The following is a 15880-nucleotide window of genomic DNA, read 5'->3' as shown; positions in this document are numbered from 1 at the left end:
GCGCCCGGCGGGCCGGATCGGCAGTCATTCCAAACCCCGAGACACCTGGCGAAGAGGGCTCAAAAGGGATGGACCCCGACGGGGGTCGCGGGCGCCGGGCCGTACCCCTCGGCGATCCGCTGGTGGTAGGTCTCGCGGTCGATGACCTCCAGGCCGACGATCTCCCAGGGCGGCAGCTTGGCGGTCTGGCGGTGCTCGCCCCACAGGCGCAGGGCGACGGCGGCCGCGTCGTGCAGGTCGCGGGCCTCCTCCCAGTAGCGGATCTCCGCGTGGTCGCCCGCGTACCGGCTGGTCAGCAGAAAGGGGTGATCGTGGGCGAGCTGTTCGAGACCGCGCCGCACCTCCTTCAGCGGTGCCTCCTCGCCGGAGACGCTGAGGGTGACATGCCACAGGCGCGGCAGATCGGCCGGTTCCTCGTACCGGTCGCCGGCCGCGACGCTGGTCAGGGCGCGCTCCTCGCCGACCGCGCGGGAGGGGGCGCCGTCGCGGGACGCCGCGGCCCCAGGGCGCACTCGTCTCACGACGGCCTCCTTCACGCAGTGATCGACTGGGTGGACGTGCGGAACGTATCCCTGAGACAAAGTTGAGCAGGCCGCAAGGGATCGTGGGGCGGTTTTGCGGAACGTCCACCTCACGACGGGCCGATTTGCGGGGCGTTCCCCCCGTTTTCGGCCGGGGGTCCGGGGGTTGCCCCCGGGATAATGCAGCCGGCCGGGGGTCCGGGGGTTGCCCCCGGGATAATGCAGCCGGCCGGGGGTCCGGGGGTTGCCCCCGGGGAAATGCAGCCGGCCCGGGCGTCAGGGATGCAGGATCACCAGGTCGTCCCGGTGGATGACCTCGCGCTCGTAGGCCGGGCCCAGTTCGCGTGCCAGTTCCCGGGTCGAGCGGCCGAGCAGCTGGGGGATCTCCTTGGCGTCGAAGTTCACCAGCCCGCGGGCCACCGCGCGGCCCTCGGCGTCCCGCAGCTCCACCGGGTCCCCGGCGACGAACTCGCCCTCGACGGCGGCGATTCCGGCCGGCAGCAGCGACGTGCGCCGCTCGACGACCGCCCGCACCGCCCCGTCGTCCAGGGTCAGGTGGCCCTGCGGGGTGGAGGCGTGCTGCAGCCACAGCAGCCGGTCGGCGGAGCGCTTGCCGGTGATGTGGAAGTAGGTCCCGGTATCCCCGCCGGACAGGGCCTCCGCCGCGTGCACGGCGCTCGTCAGAACCACGGGGACCCCTGCCGCGGCGGCGATCGCGGCCGCCTCGATCTTGGTGACCATGCCGCCGGTGCCGACGCCGGCCTTGCCCGCGCTGCCGATCTCGACGTGGGCGAGGTCCTCGGGCCCGCGCACCTCGGCTATCCGCGAGGTGCCGGGCCTGCTGGGGTCGCCGTCGTACACACCGTCGACGTCGGAGAGGAGGACCAGCAGGTCGGCGTGGACGAGGTGGGCGACGAGGGCGGCGAGCCGGTCGTTGTCGCCGAAGCGGATCTCGTCGGTGGCGACGGTGTCGTTCTCGTTGACGATCGGGAACGCGCCCATCGCGAGCAGCTTGTCGAGGGTGCGGGAGGCGTTGCGATGGTGGGCGCGGCGGCTCATGTCGTCGCTGGTCAGCAGGACCTGGCCGACACGGACGCCGTAGCGGGCGAAGGAGGCGGTGTAGCGGGCGACCAGCAGGCCCTGGCCGACGCTGGCGGCGGCCTGCTGGCGGGCCAGGTCCTTGGGGCGGCGGCGCAGGCCCAGCGGGGCGAGACCTGCGGCGATGGCGCCGGAGGAGACCAGGACGATCTCCTTCTCGCCGCCGCTTCGGCTCTTGGCGAGGACGTCGACGAGCGCATCGACGCGGTCGGCGTCCAGGCCGCCGGACGCGGTGGTCAGCGACGAGGAACCCACCTTGACGACGATCCTGCGGGCCTCGCTCACGGCCTGCCTTGCCCCTGCCACCTTGTTCTTCCGTCCCCTCGCACGCTCAGGCTTCCCCGCCCGGCAATCTACGCGAAGGGGACCCTGCCCCGCGCGCCGGTCCAGTCCCCGGACAGGCGCCACGTAACCATTTGCTCACGCGTTGCATACGGCAAAAAGGTTGCACTGGTTGGAGGCCCTCCACCAGGACGTCATCGCCACCAACTCCGGCAATCTGATCTTCGGTGATGCCTCACACAAGATCCTGGAGACACCCGGCACCGAGGTCGTCTCGAACGGCGTACGGACCGATGTGGCGGCGGGCCGGATCAACGAGGAGTACGACGCTTTCGTCGTCCCGCTGGCCAACGCGTTCCGGCCGTCCTTCGAGCCGCAGCTGAAGCGGCTGACGCGGCTGATCAGCAGGCTGCGGATCCCGGTCGTGGTGCTGGGCATCGGCGCGCAGGCGGGGCTGAGCTACAACGCGGCGCGGCTGAAGCCGATGGAGCCGCCCGTCCCTCTTCATGTACGGCAAGGAACTGGCCGTACGCAAAAGGGCGTTGGAGCTGACCCCCGACTCCCGGATCGCGGTCAACGGCTCGCACAGCGCGGTGCAGAAGCAGGGCCTGGACAAGGTCATCGACCGCGTCCACGTCCGCTATCCCAACCTGACGTTCATCGGCCAGAACCTCAGCGACGCACGGCAGCTGCACTGGCGGGACCTGTCCCACCCGAACGCTGCGGTGACGGCGATCCCGACCCACCCGGACCATCCGATGTACCGGGAGGACAAGGTCCGGGTCTACGTCGACCCGGTCACCTGGATCGAGGACCTGCGCGGGTACGACTTCTCCTTCGGCTCCCGCATCCACGGCAATATCGCGGCGCTGCTCGCGGGCACGCCCGCCACCGTGCTGTGCGGCGACTCGCGGACCCTGGAGCTGTGCCGCTACTTCGACATCCCGCACCGCCGCATCGACAGGTCGGCCCCGGATCTCGACCCTGCGCAGCTGTACGAGGAGGCCGACTTCGGCGGCCTGACCGGCGGCCATGCGGAGCGCTTCGCGCGGTTCACGGCGTTCCTGGACCGAAACGGCCTGGAGAACACGTTCACGCACGGCGACGGCGGCGCGGCCTTCGAGGCCCGGATGCGCTCGCTGGCCTTCCCGGCCGGCATCCGCCCCTGGAACGACGCCGACCTCGCCTCGCTCACCTCACGGTTCGGCTGGCTGCAGAGCCGTATCGGCGAACTGTCGCTGGACAACGCCCAGTTGAGGCGCGAGCTGGAGCGGGGCGCCGCCAGGTCGGGTACGGCGGCGCCGTCGACGTCCGTCTACCGGCGGGCCCGGCGTGTGGTGGGGCGCCCGATCCGACGGGCACTGCAGTCGGGCAGGCAGTAGCTCCGGCCCGCCCCGGCCGTCAGGCCGCCGCGGCGGTCCTGCCCGCGCCGGACCGCGCCTTCAGCACCCGGCGCGCCTTGCGCACCGCCCGCTTCAGCACCGAACCGGCGGAGTGTTCGCGGTAGCCGTGGAAGGCGCGGGCCTCGCGGGGTGCGGCGAGGTAGACCGAGTCCGGTATGCCGGCCTTCGCTTCGCGGAAGTGCGGGTAGACGAGGTAGACGTGGTGGCCCTTCTTCTCCAGGAGGGCCGCCGCCTGCTTCTTCGCCTTCACGAACTCCACGACGGGGAGGAGGAGTTCGGGCTGCTGCTCGGCCACGAGGTGCAGCCGCAGCCGCTCCTCGACCTTGAGGCGGCCGGCGACGCCCTCGGTCCAGAACTCCTCCATCAGCGGCTTCGCCAGCTCCAACTTGTGCTGCCGTACCTGCTCGCTGTCCTTGAGGAACTTGGGGCCGAACTGCGGCAGCAGCGTGATCAGGAAGGGCCGGTGCATGAGCGCGTCGCGCCGCTCGCCGGCGGGGACGAGTTCGGCGATCAGGTTCATCAGGGCGCGGGCGGAGTCGAAGCGCAGGGTGTAGCCGCCGCTCTTCGTCACGTGCTTGCCGTCGTCGCGGCCCACCAGGTAGTAGCAGGTGTAGTCGGCGAGCACGGAGACGCCGTTCGCCCGCAGGTAGGCCTCCATCGTGAACAGCGCGTCCTCGCCGGTCCACAGGGACTCGTCGAAGCGCATGCCGTGCTGTTCGAGGAGCTCACGGCGGAACAGCTTCTGCGCGCTCAGGGTGAACTTGATGTTGGAGGAGTAGACGTCGGTGCGGTCGAGCGTCTTGCCCCACATCGACTGCGGGGGCTTGCGGTTGATGCCCTCGACCTTGCCGAGGACGACGTCCGTGCCGTTGCGGTCGGCCATCGCGACCATGCGCTCCAGCGCCTCGGGGCCCAGCCGGTCGTCGGCGTCGAGGAAGAAGACATAGCGGCCGGCGGCCTTGCCCAGGCCGACGTTGCGCGGGCCGCTGGGGCCGCCGGAGTTGTCCTGCCGGATCACCGTGACCGGCATGGCCACACGGGCCGCGAACTCCTCCAGGTACTCCCCCGACCCGTCGGTGGAGCCGTCGTCCACCGCGATGACCTCGATGCGCTCCGGGTCGATGGTCTGTGCCTCGACGGACGCCAGGCACTCGACCAGATACGGCATCGCTTCGTACGCCCCGATGACGACGCTCACATCAGGTTGCGTCACGGTCACTGTTTCCCCCTCGTCAACGGGATATTTCCCCCGTATCGCCTCATTCGCTACTTGGAAAGACGGTCGACCTGGGCAAGCGGTTGCCCTGCGGCCATACATTCGTGACTCAGTTCACATGGCGAACAGACAGGTACGGACACATGAACATACGAAGAAGGGCCCGGTTTTCGAGGATCACTCCTCGAAAACCGGGCCCTTCTCACTCGTTTCACAACGTGAGCGGCTGCCTCTTACCTGGTCTACCTGGTCGGCGGCTGCGTCGAGAGCGCGTCCGACAGCTCGTCCGCGCCGGGGGTGCCGGCCGCGGCGGCCCGGGACTCCTGGCCGAGGTTGCGGGTGTCGGCCTTGCGCGTCAGGTTCGCCACCGCGGTGTTGAACTGCTCGATGGACGTCGGGTCGTCCGGGCCGAGCAGGTACTCCTTCAGCTCCTTGCGGTCCTCCGCCAGGGCATCGGCGGACGGGTCGCGGACCGCGCCCAGCAGCTCGCCCAGCTCTGCGGCGCTGTTGGAGAGGATCACCGCGGCGCGCACGGCGGTGTTCTGCCGCTTGAACTCCTCGACGCCCAGCTCGGCGGAGTCCGTGACCGCGTACGGCTTGCCGCTCGCGATGAAGTCGGAGACCACGCTGGAGATGTCGGAGACCATCGCGTCGGAGACGTTGAAGCAGTCGTACAGACGCGGCTCGGCGCCCGTGATGACGCGGTGCTCGAAGCTGCCGAAGGAACGCCAGTACGCGTCGTTCCACTCGCCGCGCAGCCGGGCGATCTCTTCGTACCTGGCGATGTCGGCCACGCCGTCACGGGTGGCCTCGGCCTCGTCGCCCTTGTCTCCCGCGGTACCGGACAGCTCGGCGAGACGGGTCTCGATACGGGCCAGTTCGGTCTTGGCCTGCGTCTGGGCGACGGCGTCGACGGTGAAGCGGGAGTCGGCGGCGCGCTCGGCGGCGGCCTTCTCGACCAGGGCGACGATGCGCTGGTGCGCGGCGCCGGCCTCCTTGCTGACGGTGCCGGTGAACGGGTGCGGCTTGTACAGGACACGGACCGGCGGGTCGGTCTTGACCAGCTTCTTCACGATGTTCTCGCCGGCCAGCACGATCGAGGTGTTGCCCGGGTCGCCGTCCCATCCCTCCCAGGTGGGCGCGTACAGCACCGTGGGGCAGCGTCCGTCGGCGGCTTCGTCGCCGGGGCCGTCGGGCACGCCCTGCCAGCTCTGGATCGGCGCCAGCTGCGGGCGGCCGACCTCCACGATGTCGTCGTCGCGGACGCCGACGTCGGCGATGGCATAGCGGTCGCGGCCCGCCCGCCCGGCGGTCCACACCTCGTCGTACACCTTGCTGAACGGGTTGACGCTGGCGAGCTTGTCGCTGTCGCCGTGGCCGATGAAGACGTGCTTCATGGTGGGGACGCGCAGCAGGTGGATGTTCTTGCCGACGTTGGCCGCGTACAGCGCGACGCGCACGTTCGACAGGTCCAGGTTCATCAGGTGCACACCGCCGGGCACACAGATGACCGGGACCGTGGTGGGCGCCAGGTTGGTCAGGATGACCCGCTCGCGCAGGATCACCAGCGGCTTGGAGTCCAGCTGCTCCATCGTCTCCAGCCACATGTTGACCTGGTACGCGGAGTCCTTGGAGCCCGAGAAGTACAGCACCGTCTCCGGCTTGTACTCGTGCAGCCAGTTGTCGACGGCCGCGAGCACCTTCTCCGCTTTCGGCGGGATCTTGCTGCCGCGGACGTACGGCATCAGTGCGAGGACGTACAGGCAGCCCAGGAACAGGGTGACGCCGATGCCGATGAAGCCCGCCACGGACGTGTCCATGGTCGCGGAGACCAGGATGCCGACGACGGCCGCGAGGTCGAGGTGGAGCATCTTCTCGGCCGAGCGGTCCAGCAGCCCGCGCGGCGGGGCGTCCGGGATGCGGATGCGCGAGGCCAGGTCGACATTGCGGGTGGCGACCGGCATCCGGCGGCGGTTGCGGATCAGGGTGACCAGGGCACCGTGCGGGGCCTGGAGACCGTAGAACGCGATGAAGCAGGCGACCGCGCCGTAGTAGATCAGGTTGTCCGCGAGGGACAGCCGGGCCAGCAGCAGGATCAGCAGCAGCTCTCGGATCAGGAAGCGGATCGACAGGCCGGCGCGGACCTTGCTGAGGCGGTTGACCAGGTAGCTGCCCTTGCGGTGCAGATAGTGGTCCGCCAGGTAGGTCACGGCGGCCGCCGCCGCGAAGGCGGTGACGCTCGGGATGAGCGCGGCCAGCATGAGCGCCGGGAAGCCCAGCATCATGAGCGCCGCCGCGGCCAGCTCGGCCGCGCTGCCCACCCGGGCGACGCGAATAGCGGTGGATATCACGGAGAACCTGCTCTGGGAGGGGAGTGCCGGTTTTGTTCGTTTTACGGATTCAGGCCCCTGCGAACACCCGGTCAATGCACTGCATTGACACCGGAAAGCAGAGGCCTGAATAACGGAAGACTAATTACCGTCGATTATTACACGCCGTCCTGGCGGTCCAGCACCGAGGCCAGCGCCTGCTCGAAGCCGGAGGCCTTCGCCGCGCCCGCCATCGGGTCCTGCTGACGGACGTCGATGACGTGCCCGGTCAGCTCGGACAGCAGCACGTCGAGCGAGGTGCGGGCGACCGCCTCGGAGGAGAGCAGGGAGCCCTCGGGCTCCTGGCCGAAAGCCTTCGTCCGCATCGGCGTGGCGGTGCGCTCCGGGTTGACGCAGTTGACGCGGATGCCGTCGCCGGCCCACTCGTCGGACAGGGCCTGGGTGAGGTTCACCATGGCGGCCTTGGTCGAGGAGTAGAGGCTGTACTCGGCGCGGCCGCGGGTGTAGCTGCTGGAGGTGTAGAGCAGCAGCTGGCCCTTGGTCTCCGCCAGGTACTTGTACGCGGAACGAGCGATCTGCACCGGGGCCAGGTAGTTGACCTTCAGCGCTTCCTCGATGGTCGCGTTGTCGGTCTCGGCCAGCTTGCCGATACGCAGCACGCCCGCGGTGTTGACGACGTAGTCGATCCGGCCGGTCTCCGCGTACGCCTTGGACAGCGCGTCGTCGACCTCCTCCGGGTTCTCCACATGCGTGCCGGTGGTGGAGCGGCCCAGCGCGTACACCTTGGAGCCGTAGGACTCGGCCAGCTCGGCGATGTCCTTGCCGATGCCGTACGAGCCGCCGAAGATCACGACCGTCTTGCCGGTGAGCAGCTCGCGGTAGGCCTCCTCGCTCACCTGCTCGGGCGCGGCGGTGGAGGCGAGCTGGAAGAGCTTGTCGGCGATGAAGACATCGACCGGCTGCGTCACCTTCATGTTGTACTCGTCGCCCGCGACGACATGGATCGGCACGTCCGGCAGGTACTTCAGTACGACGGAGCAGTCGTCCGTGGCCTGGAAGTTGGGGTCGCCGGCCGCGACCTCGTAGGCCCGCCGGATCGTGGACAGCTTGAAGGCCTGCGGGGTCTGGCCGCGGCGCAGCCGGGAGCGGTCCGGGATCTCGGTGATGAACTCGCCGTCCTCGCCGTGCGTGCGCGTGACGATGATGGTGTCCGCGGACGGGATGGCGACGTCGACGGCCTGGTAGCGCTCCAGGGCGGCCACGCAGTCGTCGATGACGCGCTGCGCGAGCAGGGGGCGTACGGCGTCGTGGAAGAGGACGTTGAGGTCCTCGCCCTCGGCCAGGCCCTCGCCGAGGGCCTCGATGGCGCGCTCGGTGGTCTCGTTCCGGGTCGAGCCACCCTCGATGATCTTCTTGACCTTCTTGAACCCGGCCTTGGCGACGATCTTCTCGATGTCGGGCACGTAGCCCGGCGCCATCAGCACGATGACGTCGTCGATCGAGTCGGCCTTCTCGAAGGTGGTCAGGGTGTGCTCGATGACTGCCTTGCCGGCGATCTTCAGCAGCTGCTTGGGGATCGAAAGACCCACCCGCTGGCCGGTACCACCGGCCAGGACGACTGCGGTGGTACGGGGCTTGGCTATGTGCTGGGACACAGAGGACCTACCTTGGGGCGACAGGGAACGCGGAAATGGTCCCACTTGCGGTTACCGCTGTGCAAGGTGAGCGCCGTTCGCTGCATATGTGCGCGCTACCTGTCATTCACCTTGCACTGCTGGTGACGGTGGGACCCTCTCCGTGCGCTCCCTCGGAATTGCTGTGAGTAACTGCACAGCGGGTCAGTGCCGCCGCAGCTTCTTCAGGCAGCGGTGGCCGAGCACCTTCACGAGTTCCACCGAAGACGTCTGATGAACCGTGCGCGCCTTGGCCGAAGCGGTGTGCCGCACCGGTGCCGCGGCGGCCGCGGCCAGGGCGCCGTAGAGGGCCTGGGCGGCCACCTCGGGAGCGATGCGCGGCTCCTGGGGCTCCTGACCGGCGGGCTCGGGTACGGCGGACAGCGGCGCCGGATCGCCGAGGACCCGTACCCCCATACGAGCGATGCGGTCAATGATCTCGGCGCCGATCCCGGCGGCGGCCTCGACGGCCCACCGGGGTGTCGAGATCTTCACGTCCTGCGGTGTCGGGCTGCACGCGTTCTTCATATGCATGACCGCGCCGTTACGAACGAGCCTGGAATACAGCTCGTCCGGCAGCCCATTGCCGCGGAATTCCTTATTAAGATTCCGCAGCATTTCGGTCTCGGCGAGGGTGAGTGACCGATTTGCCGTGTCCGGAACCGGCTGCAGGAGATTCTCCGGCAGCCCGAGCAGCGCCTCGAAGGTGCGCATCAGCCCGCCCCGGTCCCGGTCTTCGACCACGACCACGGTGACCCGCTCCGGCCCGACCGCCCCGGCCCACCGCTCCACCAGCCGGTCGTGCCGGTGCCGACGCCAGAAGCTGGGGTTGGGCTGCTCGTACGGGGCCTTGCGGAGCATGTGCTCCAGCCATTCCTCGTAGCCCATCCGCAGACCGTTCTGCACGTACTGCTGCCACTGCGAGGGCATGATCTTCGCCAACGGGCGCAGGGTGACCAGGATGTGCACACGGTCCCCGCCGAGCTGCTCGACGATCCGCCCGATCGTCTCCTCGTCCTCGGCGTCGGCGTCGGCGAAGAACTCGCTGCTGACCACGGAGGTGCGCCCGCCGGTCGCGTGCACCTGCTGCAGCAGCGTCGTCCAGTGCCGGTCGGTGGGCGCGATGTCGCCCATCATCGCGGGGCGGGCGCAGGCGGCCAGGGCGGCCTCCATGGGGTGCCGGGTGTGCCCGGGGAACTCGACGCCGTGCGCGGGCAGTTGGTCCTTCGCGGCGAACAGCGCGCCCTGGATCGAGGTCGTCCCGGTCTTGTGCGGGCCGATGTGCAGCAGCCGGGTGCCCGCGGGCAGTCTCGTACAGTCCGTCTCCATGGTTAAGGGACGGTAAGAGTCACGCCTGAGACTTACCTGAGAGAGACCTGGGACACAGATGAGTCCCAGGCTCCCGTCACACAGACTTCACAGACTTCATGCCCGAGGGGTCTACGCGAGCTCGACCCCGGGGCGGCCGTTCTCCACCCGCAGCCGCGCATACGTGCTCGGAGTCGCCGTCGGCTGCCGGACCGTGTCGACCACCCTGACCTGTGCGTCGATGCCGTGCCGGTCGATGTCGAAGAGGTGGTAGCCGCGGTGGGCGTCGATCAGCTTCCAGTGCGGGTTGTCCGGCATGCGCGGATCCCACTCGGCGTGGAAGGCGGCCTGGTCCTGGTCGCCGTTGCTGGAGATGGACGTACCGACGAACTCGGCGCCGACGACCTCGGAGTCCGGGTCGCCGTAGTCGGTCTTGAGGTCGCTGATCATCGTGAGGTGACGGTCGCCGCTGAGCACGACCGGGTTGCGGACGTCGGCGAACTCCTGGAGCAGGGCGTTGCGTTCGACCTGATAGCCGTCCCAGGCGTCGTAGTACCAGAGCTTGCCCTCGCCGATCTGCAGATCGGTCTCGGCCATCATTATCTGGGAGGCGATCAGGTTCCAGCGGGCCGGCGAGTCGTGCAGCCCGTCGAGGAGCCACTGCTTCTGCTCGGCGCCGAGCATCGTGAGCGACGGGTCCTGAGCGTCCGCCTGGCTGGTCACCTGGTCGCTGCGGAACTGCCGGGTGTCGAGGACGTTCAGGCGCACCAGGCGGCCGAACTCCAGCCGTCGGTACATCTGAATGTGCGGGCCGTTGGGAATGGCGCTCGCCCGGACCGGCATGTGCTCGTAGTACGCCTGGAAGGCCGCCGTCAGCCGGGCCACGAACGCGTCGTGCGACTGCTTGTCGGGGTCCTGCGGGATCTCCCCGGCCCAGTCGTTGTCGACCTCGTGGTCGTCGAAGGTGACCACCCAGGGCGTGTTCGCGTGCATCGCCGCGAGGTCGGGGTCGGTGCGGTACTGGGCGTACCGGTTGCGGTACTGCTCCAGGGTGTACGGCTCCCCCGTGCCCTCGTGCCGGCGCGGGCCCGCCGACGACGGCGTGGACTCATAGATGTAGTCGCCGACGAAGAGCACGAAGTCGGGCTCCTGCTGGAGCATGTCGGCGTACGGCGTGAAATAGCCGTGCTGCCAGTTCTGGCAGGAGGCGAGGGCGATGCGCAGGGAGCCGCCCTTGCTGTGCGGGTGGGGGGCGGTGCGGGTGCGGCCGGTGGGTGAGATCTGACCACTCGCACGGAAGCGGTACCAGTACGAGCGGTCCGGGCGCAGGTCCCGTACGTCCACATGAACGCTGTGCCCGTACTCGGGCCGGGCCTGGGCGACGCCTCTGCGCACGGGCTTTCTGAACCGGTCGTCCTCCGCGAGCTCCCACTCCACCAGGACCACGGTGTCGGGCATGCCGCCGCCGTTCAGCGGGTCGGGGGCGAGCCGGGTCCACAGCACGATGCCGTCGGGCAGCGGGTCGCCGGAGGCTATGCCGAGGCTGAACACGCCGTCGGGCAGGGTGACTTCGGCCGCGCGGGCCGTGCCCGGCAGCCACAGCTGTGCGGATGCGGCGGCGCCGAGGACGGCGGCGCCGGCGATCAGTAAGTGGCGTCGGTGGGGCGAGATTGCTCCGGTCATCGCGAACTCCCCTGTCTCGCAAGCCTCTTGGACACGTGAAAGCTCACGCAGCCGGGCGGTCCACCCGCTGAACGGAGACCTTCGCGTGCATGACAAATGGGCAGACAACAGAAGACCCGTTGCGACACGGGAACAACACGACGCACGTGATTTTGCCGCAACGGGCCCTGCGTGCCCATCAGTTGACAACGAACGGGGGGCCGTTCAGTAAGCGAAGTTCGAGCCGAGTTCGGCGTCGTCCGCGACCGTGCCGGATGAAGCCACGGAGCTCAGTGGATGAACTCGGCGCCGAGCAGGGCGAGTTGAGGGTCCGTACCGAGGGCCTTGGCACCGAAGGAGACAGCCCCCGTGCCATTGACCCCTGAGGCATTGGACCGGAAACCCCAGACCGAGCCGGCGTCGGCGTTCTCGCCAGGGGCGCCCACGACGAGATCCGCGCGGCCGTCGTGATCCCCGTCGAGGAAGGTGACCGCCTCGCCGAAGCGGTCGGCGCGCTCGGCGGTGCCGGGGACACCGGCCGTGTTCTGGCTGAACACCTTTGCACCGGCGCCGCTCGGCCCCGACGCGCTGCCGGGGATCACGGCGACAGTGCCGGCATCGGTCACCCCCGAGAAGTCCTCACCGGGAATGCCGACCGCGATGTCGGCGTACCCGTCGCCGTTCGCGTCACCTACGGCGACGTCCGTGCCGAAGAGATCGCCGGGCTCCGTCACCCCGGGCACACCGGACGTGTCCTGGTCGATGGTCCGCGGGTCGGCGGCCTGCGGCCCCTGTGCCGTACCGAACACGACGCCGATCCGCTCGCCGTACTCGCTCGGGTCGGGCGCACCATCACCCGAGTACGCGACCCGGGGCCGCCCGAAGACGAGATCGTCCCGCCCGTCGCCGTTGACGTCGCCGAGCGCGATGCTCTCGCCGCCTTCGATGTCCCGGCCCTCGCCGTCCTTGAGGCGGGTGAGCGGGGCAAGGCCGCCCCGACTGCCGTGCAGATAGAACAGACCGTGCCCGACGTTCTGGTCGCCCGGATCGTCGTAGTCGAACGGCCCGGTCAGCACGACCACATCGCTGATGCCGTCACCGTCGACGTCCCCGCTCGCCACGTCCAGCACCTTCACATCGGCATCGGTGAAGGAGATGTCCTGGCTACGGGCAGGCACTCCACCACGGCTGAACGGCCCCGACTCCAGCGCCGAGGGCCCCGCCAGGTCGGCGTGCCCGTCACCGTCGAAGTCACCGGCGACGACCCGCGCGGAACTGTCGGTGAGGGTGCCGGGCAGGATCGTCCCGCCCGACAGCCCACTCTTCCCGCCCCACAGCACGGTCACACTGCCGTGCCGGGCCGCCCCGCCCTGCGTCCAGTCCTCCCCGGCCGCCGGGACCACGAGGTCGGTGTACCCGTCGCCGTCCAGATCACCGGCGGTGAGATGGGCACCGAAGGAGTCGCCCACCTCTGGAGTGCCGGGCACACCCGAGGTCGCCTGCGTGAAGACCTGCCTGCTCGCAAGGTTCAGCCCATGCGCCGAGCCGTACACGACGGCGACGTAACCGGCGCCCTTCCTGCCACCGACGGTGGCGTAAGGCGCACCGGTCGCAAGATCCTGGTACCCGTCCCCGTTGAAGTCCTGCCGCACGCTCTTCACGACCGAGGACTGCGCATGCGCAACCGGCGACACGACGGCCGTCCCGGCGAGCAGCGCGATCGCGACCACCAGGGCACGCCGCGATCTGGGCACAACAACGGACTCGGGCACGTCGACTCCGGGAATCTGAAGGGCAGTTGGCTGCGGGAGGATCCAAGATCCTCATCCGCACTGCCCTGTACGACTCACCGAAAAGCGAAGGGGTTGCCCTGGGATACGCCACAAGTTTTCCGGGCGTTAACACTCTCGGCGCCGGTCGGCACCACCCAGCCCGTCCGGCGTTTGAGGACGAGGCCCCTTAAGGGCCGAAACGGGGGTCTGGGGGCGGAGCCCCCAGTCACCAGCACCAAACCGCCGGCGGCCTACTCACCGAACGGTTCAAACCCCCCGTACTCCCGCATGGCCTCGTCCCGCTCGGCATCCCGGTCCCGCCGCCGCTGCGCCGCAGGCCTCGGCGCCTCGAACCGGTGGTCCTCACCACGACGCCCCAGCATCTCCGCCCCGGCCATCACCGTCGGCTCCCAGTCGAAGACAACGGCGTTGTCCTCGGGCCCGATGGCGACTCCGTCGCCCGACCGGGCCCCCGCCTTCATCAACTCCTCTTCCACACCAAGGCGGTTGAGCCGGTCCGCGAGATACCCCACGGCCTCGTCGTTGTTGAAGTCCGTCTGCCGCACCCAGCGCTCGGGCTTCTCGCCCCGCACCCGGAACAGCCCGTCGTCCTCGCGCGTCACCGTGAAGCCCGCGTCGTCGACGGCCTTGGGCCGGATGACGATCCGCGTCGCCTCTTCCTTCGGCTTCGCGGCGCGCGCCTTCGCCACCAGGTCGGCCAGCGCGAACGACAGTTCCTTCAGCCCGAGATGGGCGACAGCGGACACCTCGAAGACCCGGTACCCCCGTGCCTCCAGATCCGGCCGCACCATCTCGGCGAGGTCCTTGCCGTCCGGTACGTCGGTCTTGTTCAGTACGACGATCCGCGGCCGCCGGTCGAGCCCGCCGTACTGCTTCAGCTCCTCCTCGATGACATCGAGGTCGGAGACGGGGTCCCGCTCGGACTCCAGCGTCGCCGTGTCCAGCACATGCACCAGCACGCTGCACCGCTCCACGTGCCGGAGAAACTCAAGGCCCAGTCCCTTGCCCTGGCTGGCGCCCGGAATCAGCCCCGGCACATCCGCGATGGTGTACACGGTCGAACCTGCCGTGACGACACCCAGGTTCGGCACGAGCGTCGTGAACGGATAGTCCGCGATCTTCGGCTTCGCCGCGCTCAGCACCGAGATCAGCGAGGACTTGCCGGCGCTCGGGTACCCCACCAGCGCCACATCCGCGACCGTCTTCAGCTCCAGGACGATGTCCTGCAGATCACCGGGCACACCGAGCAGCGCGAACCCCGGCGCCTTGCGCCGCGCCGACGCGAGCGCCGCGTTGCCGAGCCCGCCGCGGCCGCCCTGCGCGGCGACGTACGACGTGCCGTGTCCGACCAGGTCGGCGAGGACATTGCCCGCCGTGTCGAGGACGACGGTGCCGTCCGGCACGGGAAGAACGAGGTCCTGACCGTCCTTCCCCGACCGGTTGCCGCCCTCACCGGGCTTGCCGTTGGTGGCCTTGCGGTGCGGGGAGTGGTGGTAGTCGAGCAGCGTGGTGATCGACTGGTCGACGGTGAGGATCACATCGCCGCCGCGCCCGCCGTTGCCGCCGTCGGGTCCGCCCAGCGGCTTGAACTTCTCACGGTGGACGGAGGCACAGCCGTGACCTCCGTTACCCGCGGCGACGTGCAGCTCGACGCGGTCCACGAAGGTGGTCATCTGGGGTGCCTCCAGCACTTCAAAAACGTACGGATATGTCTCTGCTGTAACACGCGAAAGGCGGACCCGCCTTCCCACAAGGGAAGTGAGGTCCGCCTCGCGAAGGATCCGAACGAATCGCTCGGTCTAGCCGTGAATCAGAAGACTCAGGCGACCGGAACGATGTTCACGACCTTACGGCCACGGTGGGTACCGAACTCCACCGCACCGGCGTTCAGCGCGAACAGCGTGTCGTCGCCGCCACGGCCGACGCCCGAACCGGGGTGGAAGTGGGTGCCGCGCTGGCGGACCAGGATCTCACCAGCGTTGACGACCTGACCGCCGAAGCGCTTCACGCCGAGCCGCTGGGCATTGGAGTCGCGACCGTTCCGGGTGGACGATGCGCCCTTCTTGTGTGCCATCTCTCCTCAGTCCCTTACTTCGCAGCCGCGGGGATCTCAGTGACCTTGATCGCCGTGTACTGCTGGCGGTGGCCCTGACGACGGCGGTAACCGGTCTTGTTCTTGTAGCGAAGGATGTCGATCTTGACGCCCTTGTGGTGGTCCACGACCTCGGCCTGGACCTTGATGCCGGCCAGCACCCACGGGTCGCTGGTCACAGCGTCGCCGTCGACAACGAGCAGGGTCGAGAGCTCGACCGTGTCGCCAACCTTGGCAGTGGAAATCTTGTCAACCTCAACGATGTCGCCGACAGCAACCTTGTGCTGGCGACCACCGCTGCGCACGATGGCGTACACGCGGATCTCACTCTCTCGCTCGGGAACGGCACCCCCGCAGTCCAGCCACCCGGCACGGGCAGCCTCTCCGTGAGCGGCCGGTGCGGAGCACCCAGCGCTCTGGAGGAAGAGGTTTACGGGGATGTGGCGCGTCCTATATCTGTGGACACGCCGACGGTCAAGGTTACGGGGCTGTGCCCGAGGGG

At 69.1% G+C, this 15880-nt stretch carries 11 protein-coding genes and 1 pseudogene; 1 reads left to right on the top strand and 11 read right to left on the bottom strand.

Annotation, left to right across the window (positions count from 1 at the left end; translation table 11 throughout):
- Window positions 1-59: 59 nt before the first annotated feature.
- Together P2Q00_RS24595 and proB are read right to left on the bottom strand one after the other, a co-directional pair.
- Entirely contained in the window at window positions 60-512 is a 453-nt protein-coding gene (locus P2Q00_RS24595) for a DUF8830 family protein (RefSeq protein WP_275775187.1), read from the bottom strand.
- Between the two features lie 285 nt (window positions 513-797).
- A complete protein-coding gene (proB, locus tag P2Q00_RS24590) occupies window positions 798-1904 on the bottom strand; it encodes a glutamate 5-kinase (protein WP_275774857.1) in 1107 nt (368 codons plus the stop codon).
- A 142-nt stretch (window positions 1905-2046) separates the two neighbouring features.
- Here proB and P2Q00_RS24585 point away from each other — a divergent pair.
- Window positions 2047-3283, top strand: a pseudogene (locus P2Q00_RS24585) (polysaccharide pyruvyl transferase family protein).
- Between the two features lie 19 nt (window positions 3284-3302).
- Here P2Q00_RS24585 and P2Q00_RS24580 read toward each other — a convergent pair.
- From P2Q00_RS24580 to rplU, 9 genes are all read right to left on the bottom strand, one after another.
- Window positions 3303-4523, bottom strand: a complete 1221-nt coding sequence (locus tag P2Q00_RS24580) for a glycosyltransferase family 2 protein (RefSeq protein ID WP_275774856.1) — start codon at window positions 4521-4523, stop codon at window positions 3303-3305.
- A 239-nt stretch (window positions 4524-4762) separates the two neighbouring features.
- Window positions 4763-6871, bottom strand: coding sequence for a hypothetical protein (locus tag P2Q00_RS24575; protein ID WP_275774855.1), 2109 nt, complete (start codon window positions 6869-6871; stop codon window positions 4763-4765).
- A 137-nt stretch (window positions 6872-7008) separates the two neighbouring features.
- A complete protein-coding gene (locus P2Q00_RS24570) occupies window positions 7009-8505 on the bottom strand; it encodes a bifunctional cytidylyltransferase/SDR family oxidoreductase (RefSeq protein WP_275774854.1) in 1497 nt (498 codons plus the stop codon).
- Window positions 8506-8688: 183 nt separating this feature from the next.
- Complete coding sequence (locus tag P2Q00_RS24565; RefSeq protein ID WP_275774853.1) at window positions 8689-9852, bottom strand: hypothetical protein; 1164 nt, start codon at window positions 9850-9852, stop codon at window positions 8689-8691.
- A 111-nt stretch (window positions 9853-9963) separates the two neighbouring features.
- Window positions 9964-11514 (bottom strand): alkaline phosphatase D family protein, encoded by a 1551-nt coding sequence (locus P2Q00_RS24560; RefSeq protein WP_275774852.1) that lies wholly within the window; start codon window positions 11512-11514, stop codon window positions 9964-9966.
- Between the two features lie 269 nt (window positions 11515-11783).
- Entirely contained in the window at window positions 11784-13265 is a 1482-nt protein-coding gene (locus P2Q00_RS24555) for an FG-GAP-like repeat-containing protein (RefSeq protein WP_275774851.1), read from the bottom strand.
- A 251-nt stretch (window positions 13266-13516) separates the two neighbouring features.
- Window positions 13517-14959: a GTPase ObgE gene (gene obgE / locus P2Q00_RS24550; protein ID WP_275775186.1), complete on the bottom strand. Its 1443-nt coding sequence runs from the start codon at window positions 14957-14959 to the stop codon at window positions 13517-13519.
- Window positions 14960-15105: 146 nt separating this feature from the next.
- Window positions 15106-15360 (bottom strand): 50S ribosomal protein L27, encoded by a 255-nt coding sequence (gene rpmA / locus P2Q00_RS24545; protein ID WP_019063244.1) that lies wholly within the window; start codon window positions 15358-15360, stop codon window positions 15106-15108.
- Window positions 15361-15374: 14 nt separating this feature from the next.
- Complete coding sequence (rplU, locus tag P2Q00_RS24540) at window positions 15375-15695, bottom strand: 50S ribosomal protein L21 (protein ID WP_007381993.1); 321 nt, start codon at window positions 15693-15695, stop codon at window positions 15375-15377.
- Window positions 15696-15880: the final 185 nt, after the last annotated feature.

The organism is Streptomyces coacervatus, assembly GCF_029223485.1.
In the GTDB taxonomy this organism is placed as follows: Bacteria; Actinomycetota; Actinomycetes; order Streptomycetales; family Streptomycetaceae; genus Streptomyces; species Streptomyces coacervatus.
Note: the sequence above shows the minus strand (reverse complement) of the source record. Positions and strands in the feature narration are given on the sequence as shown.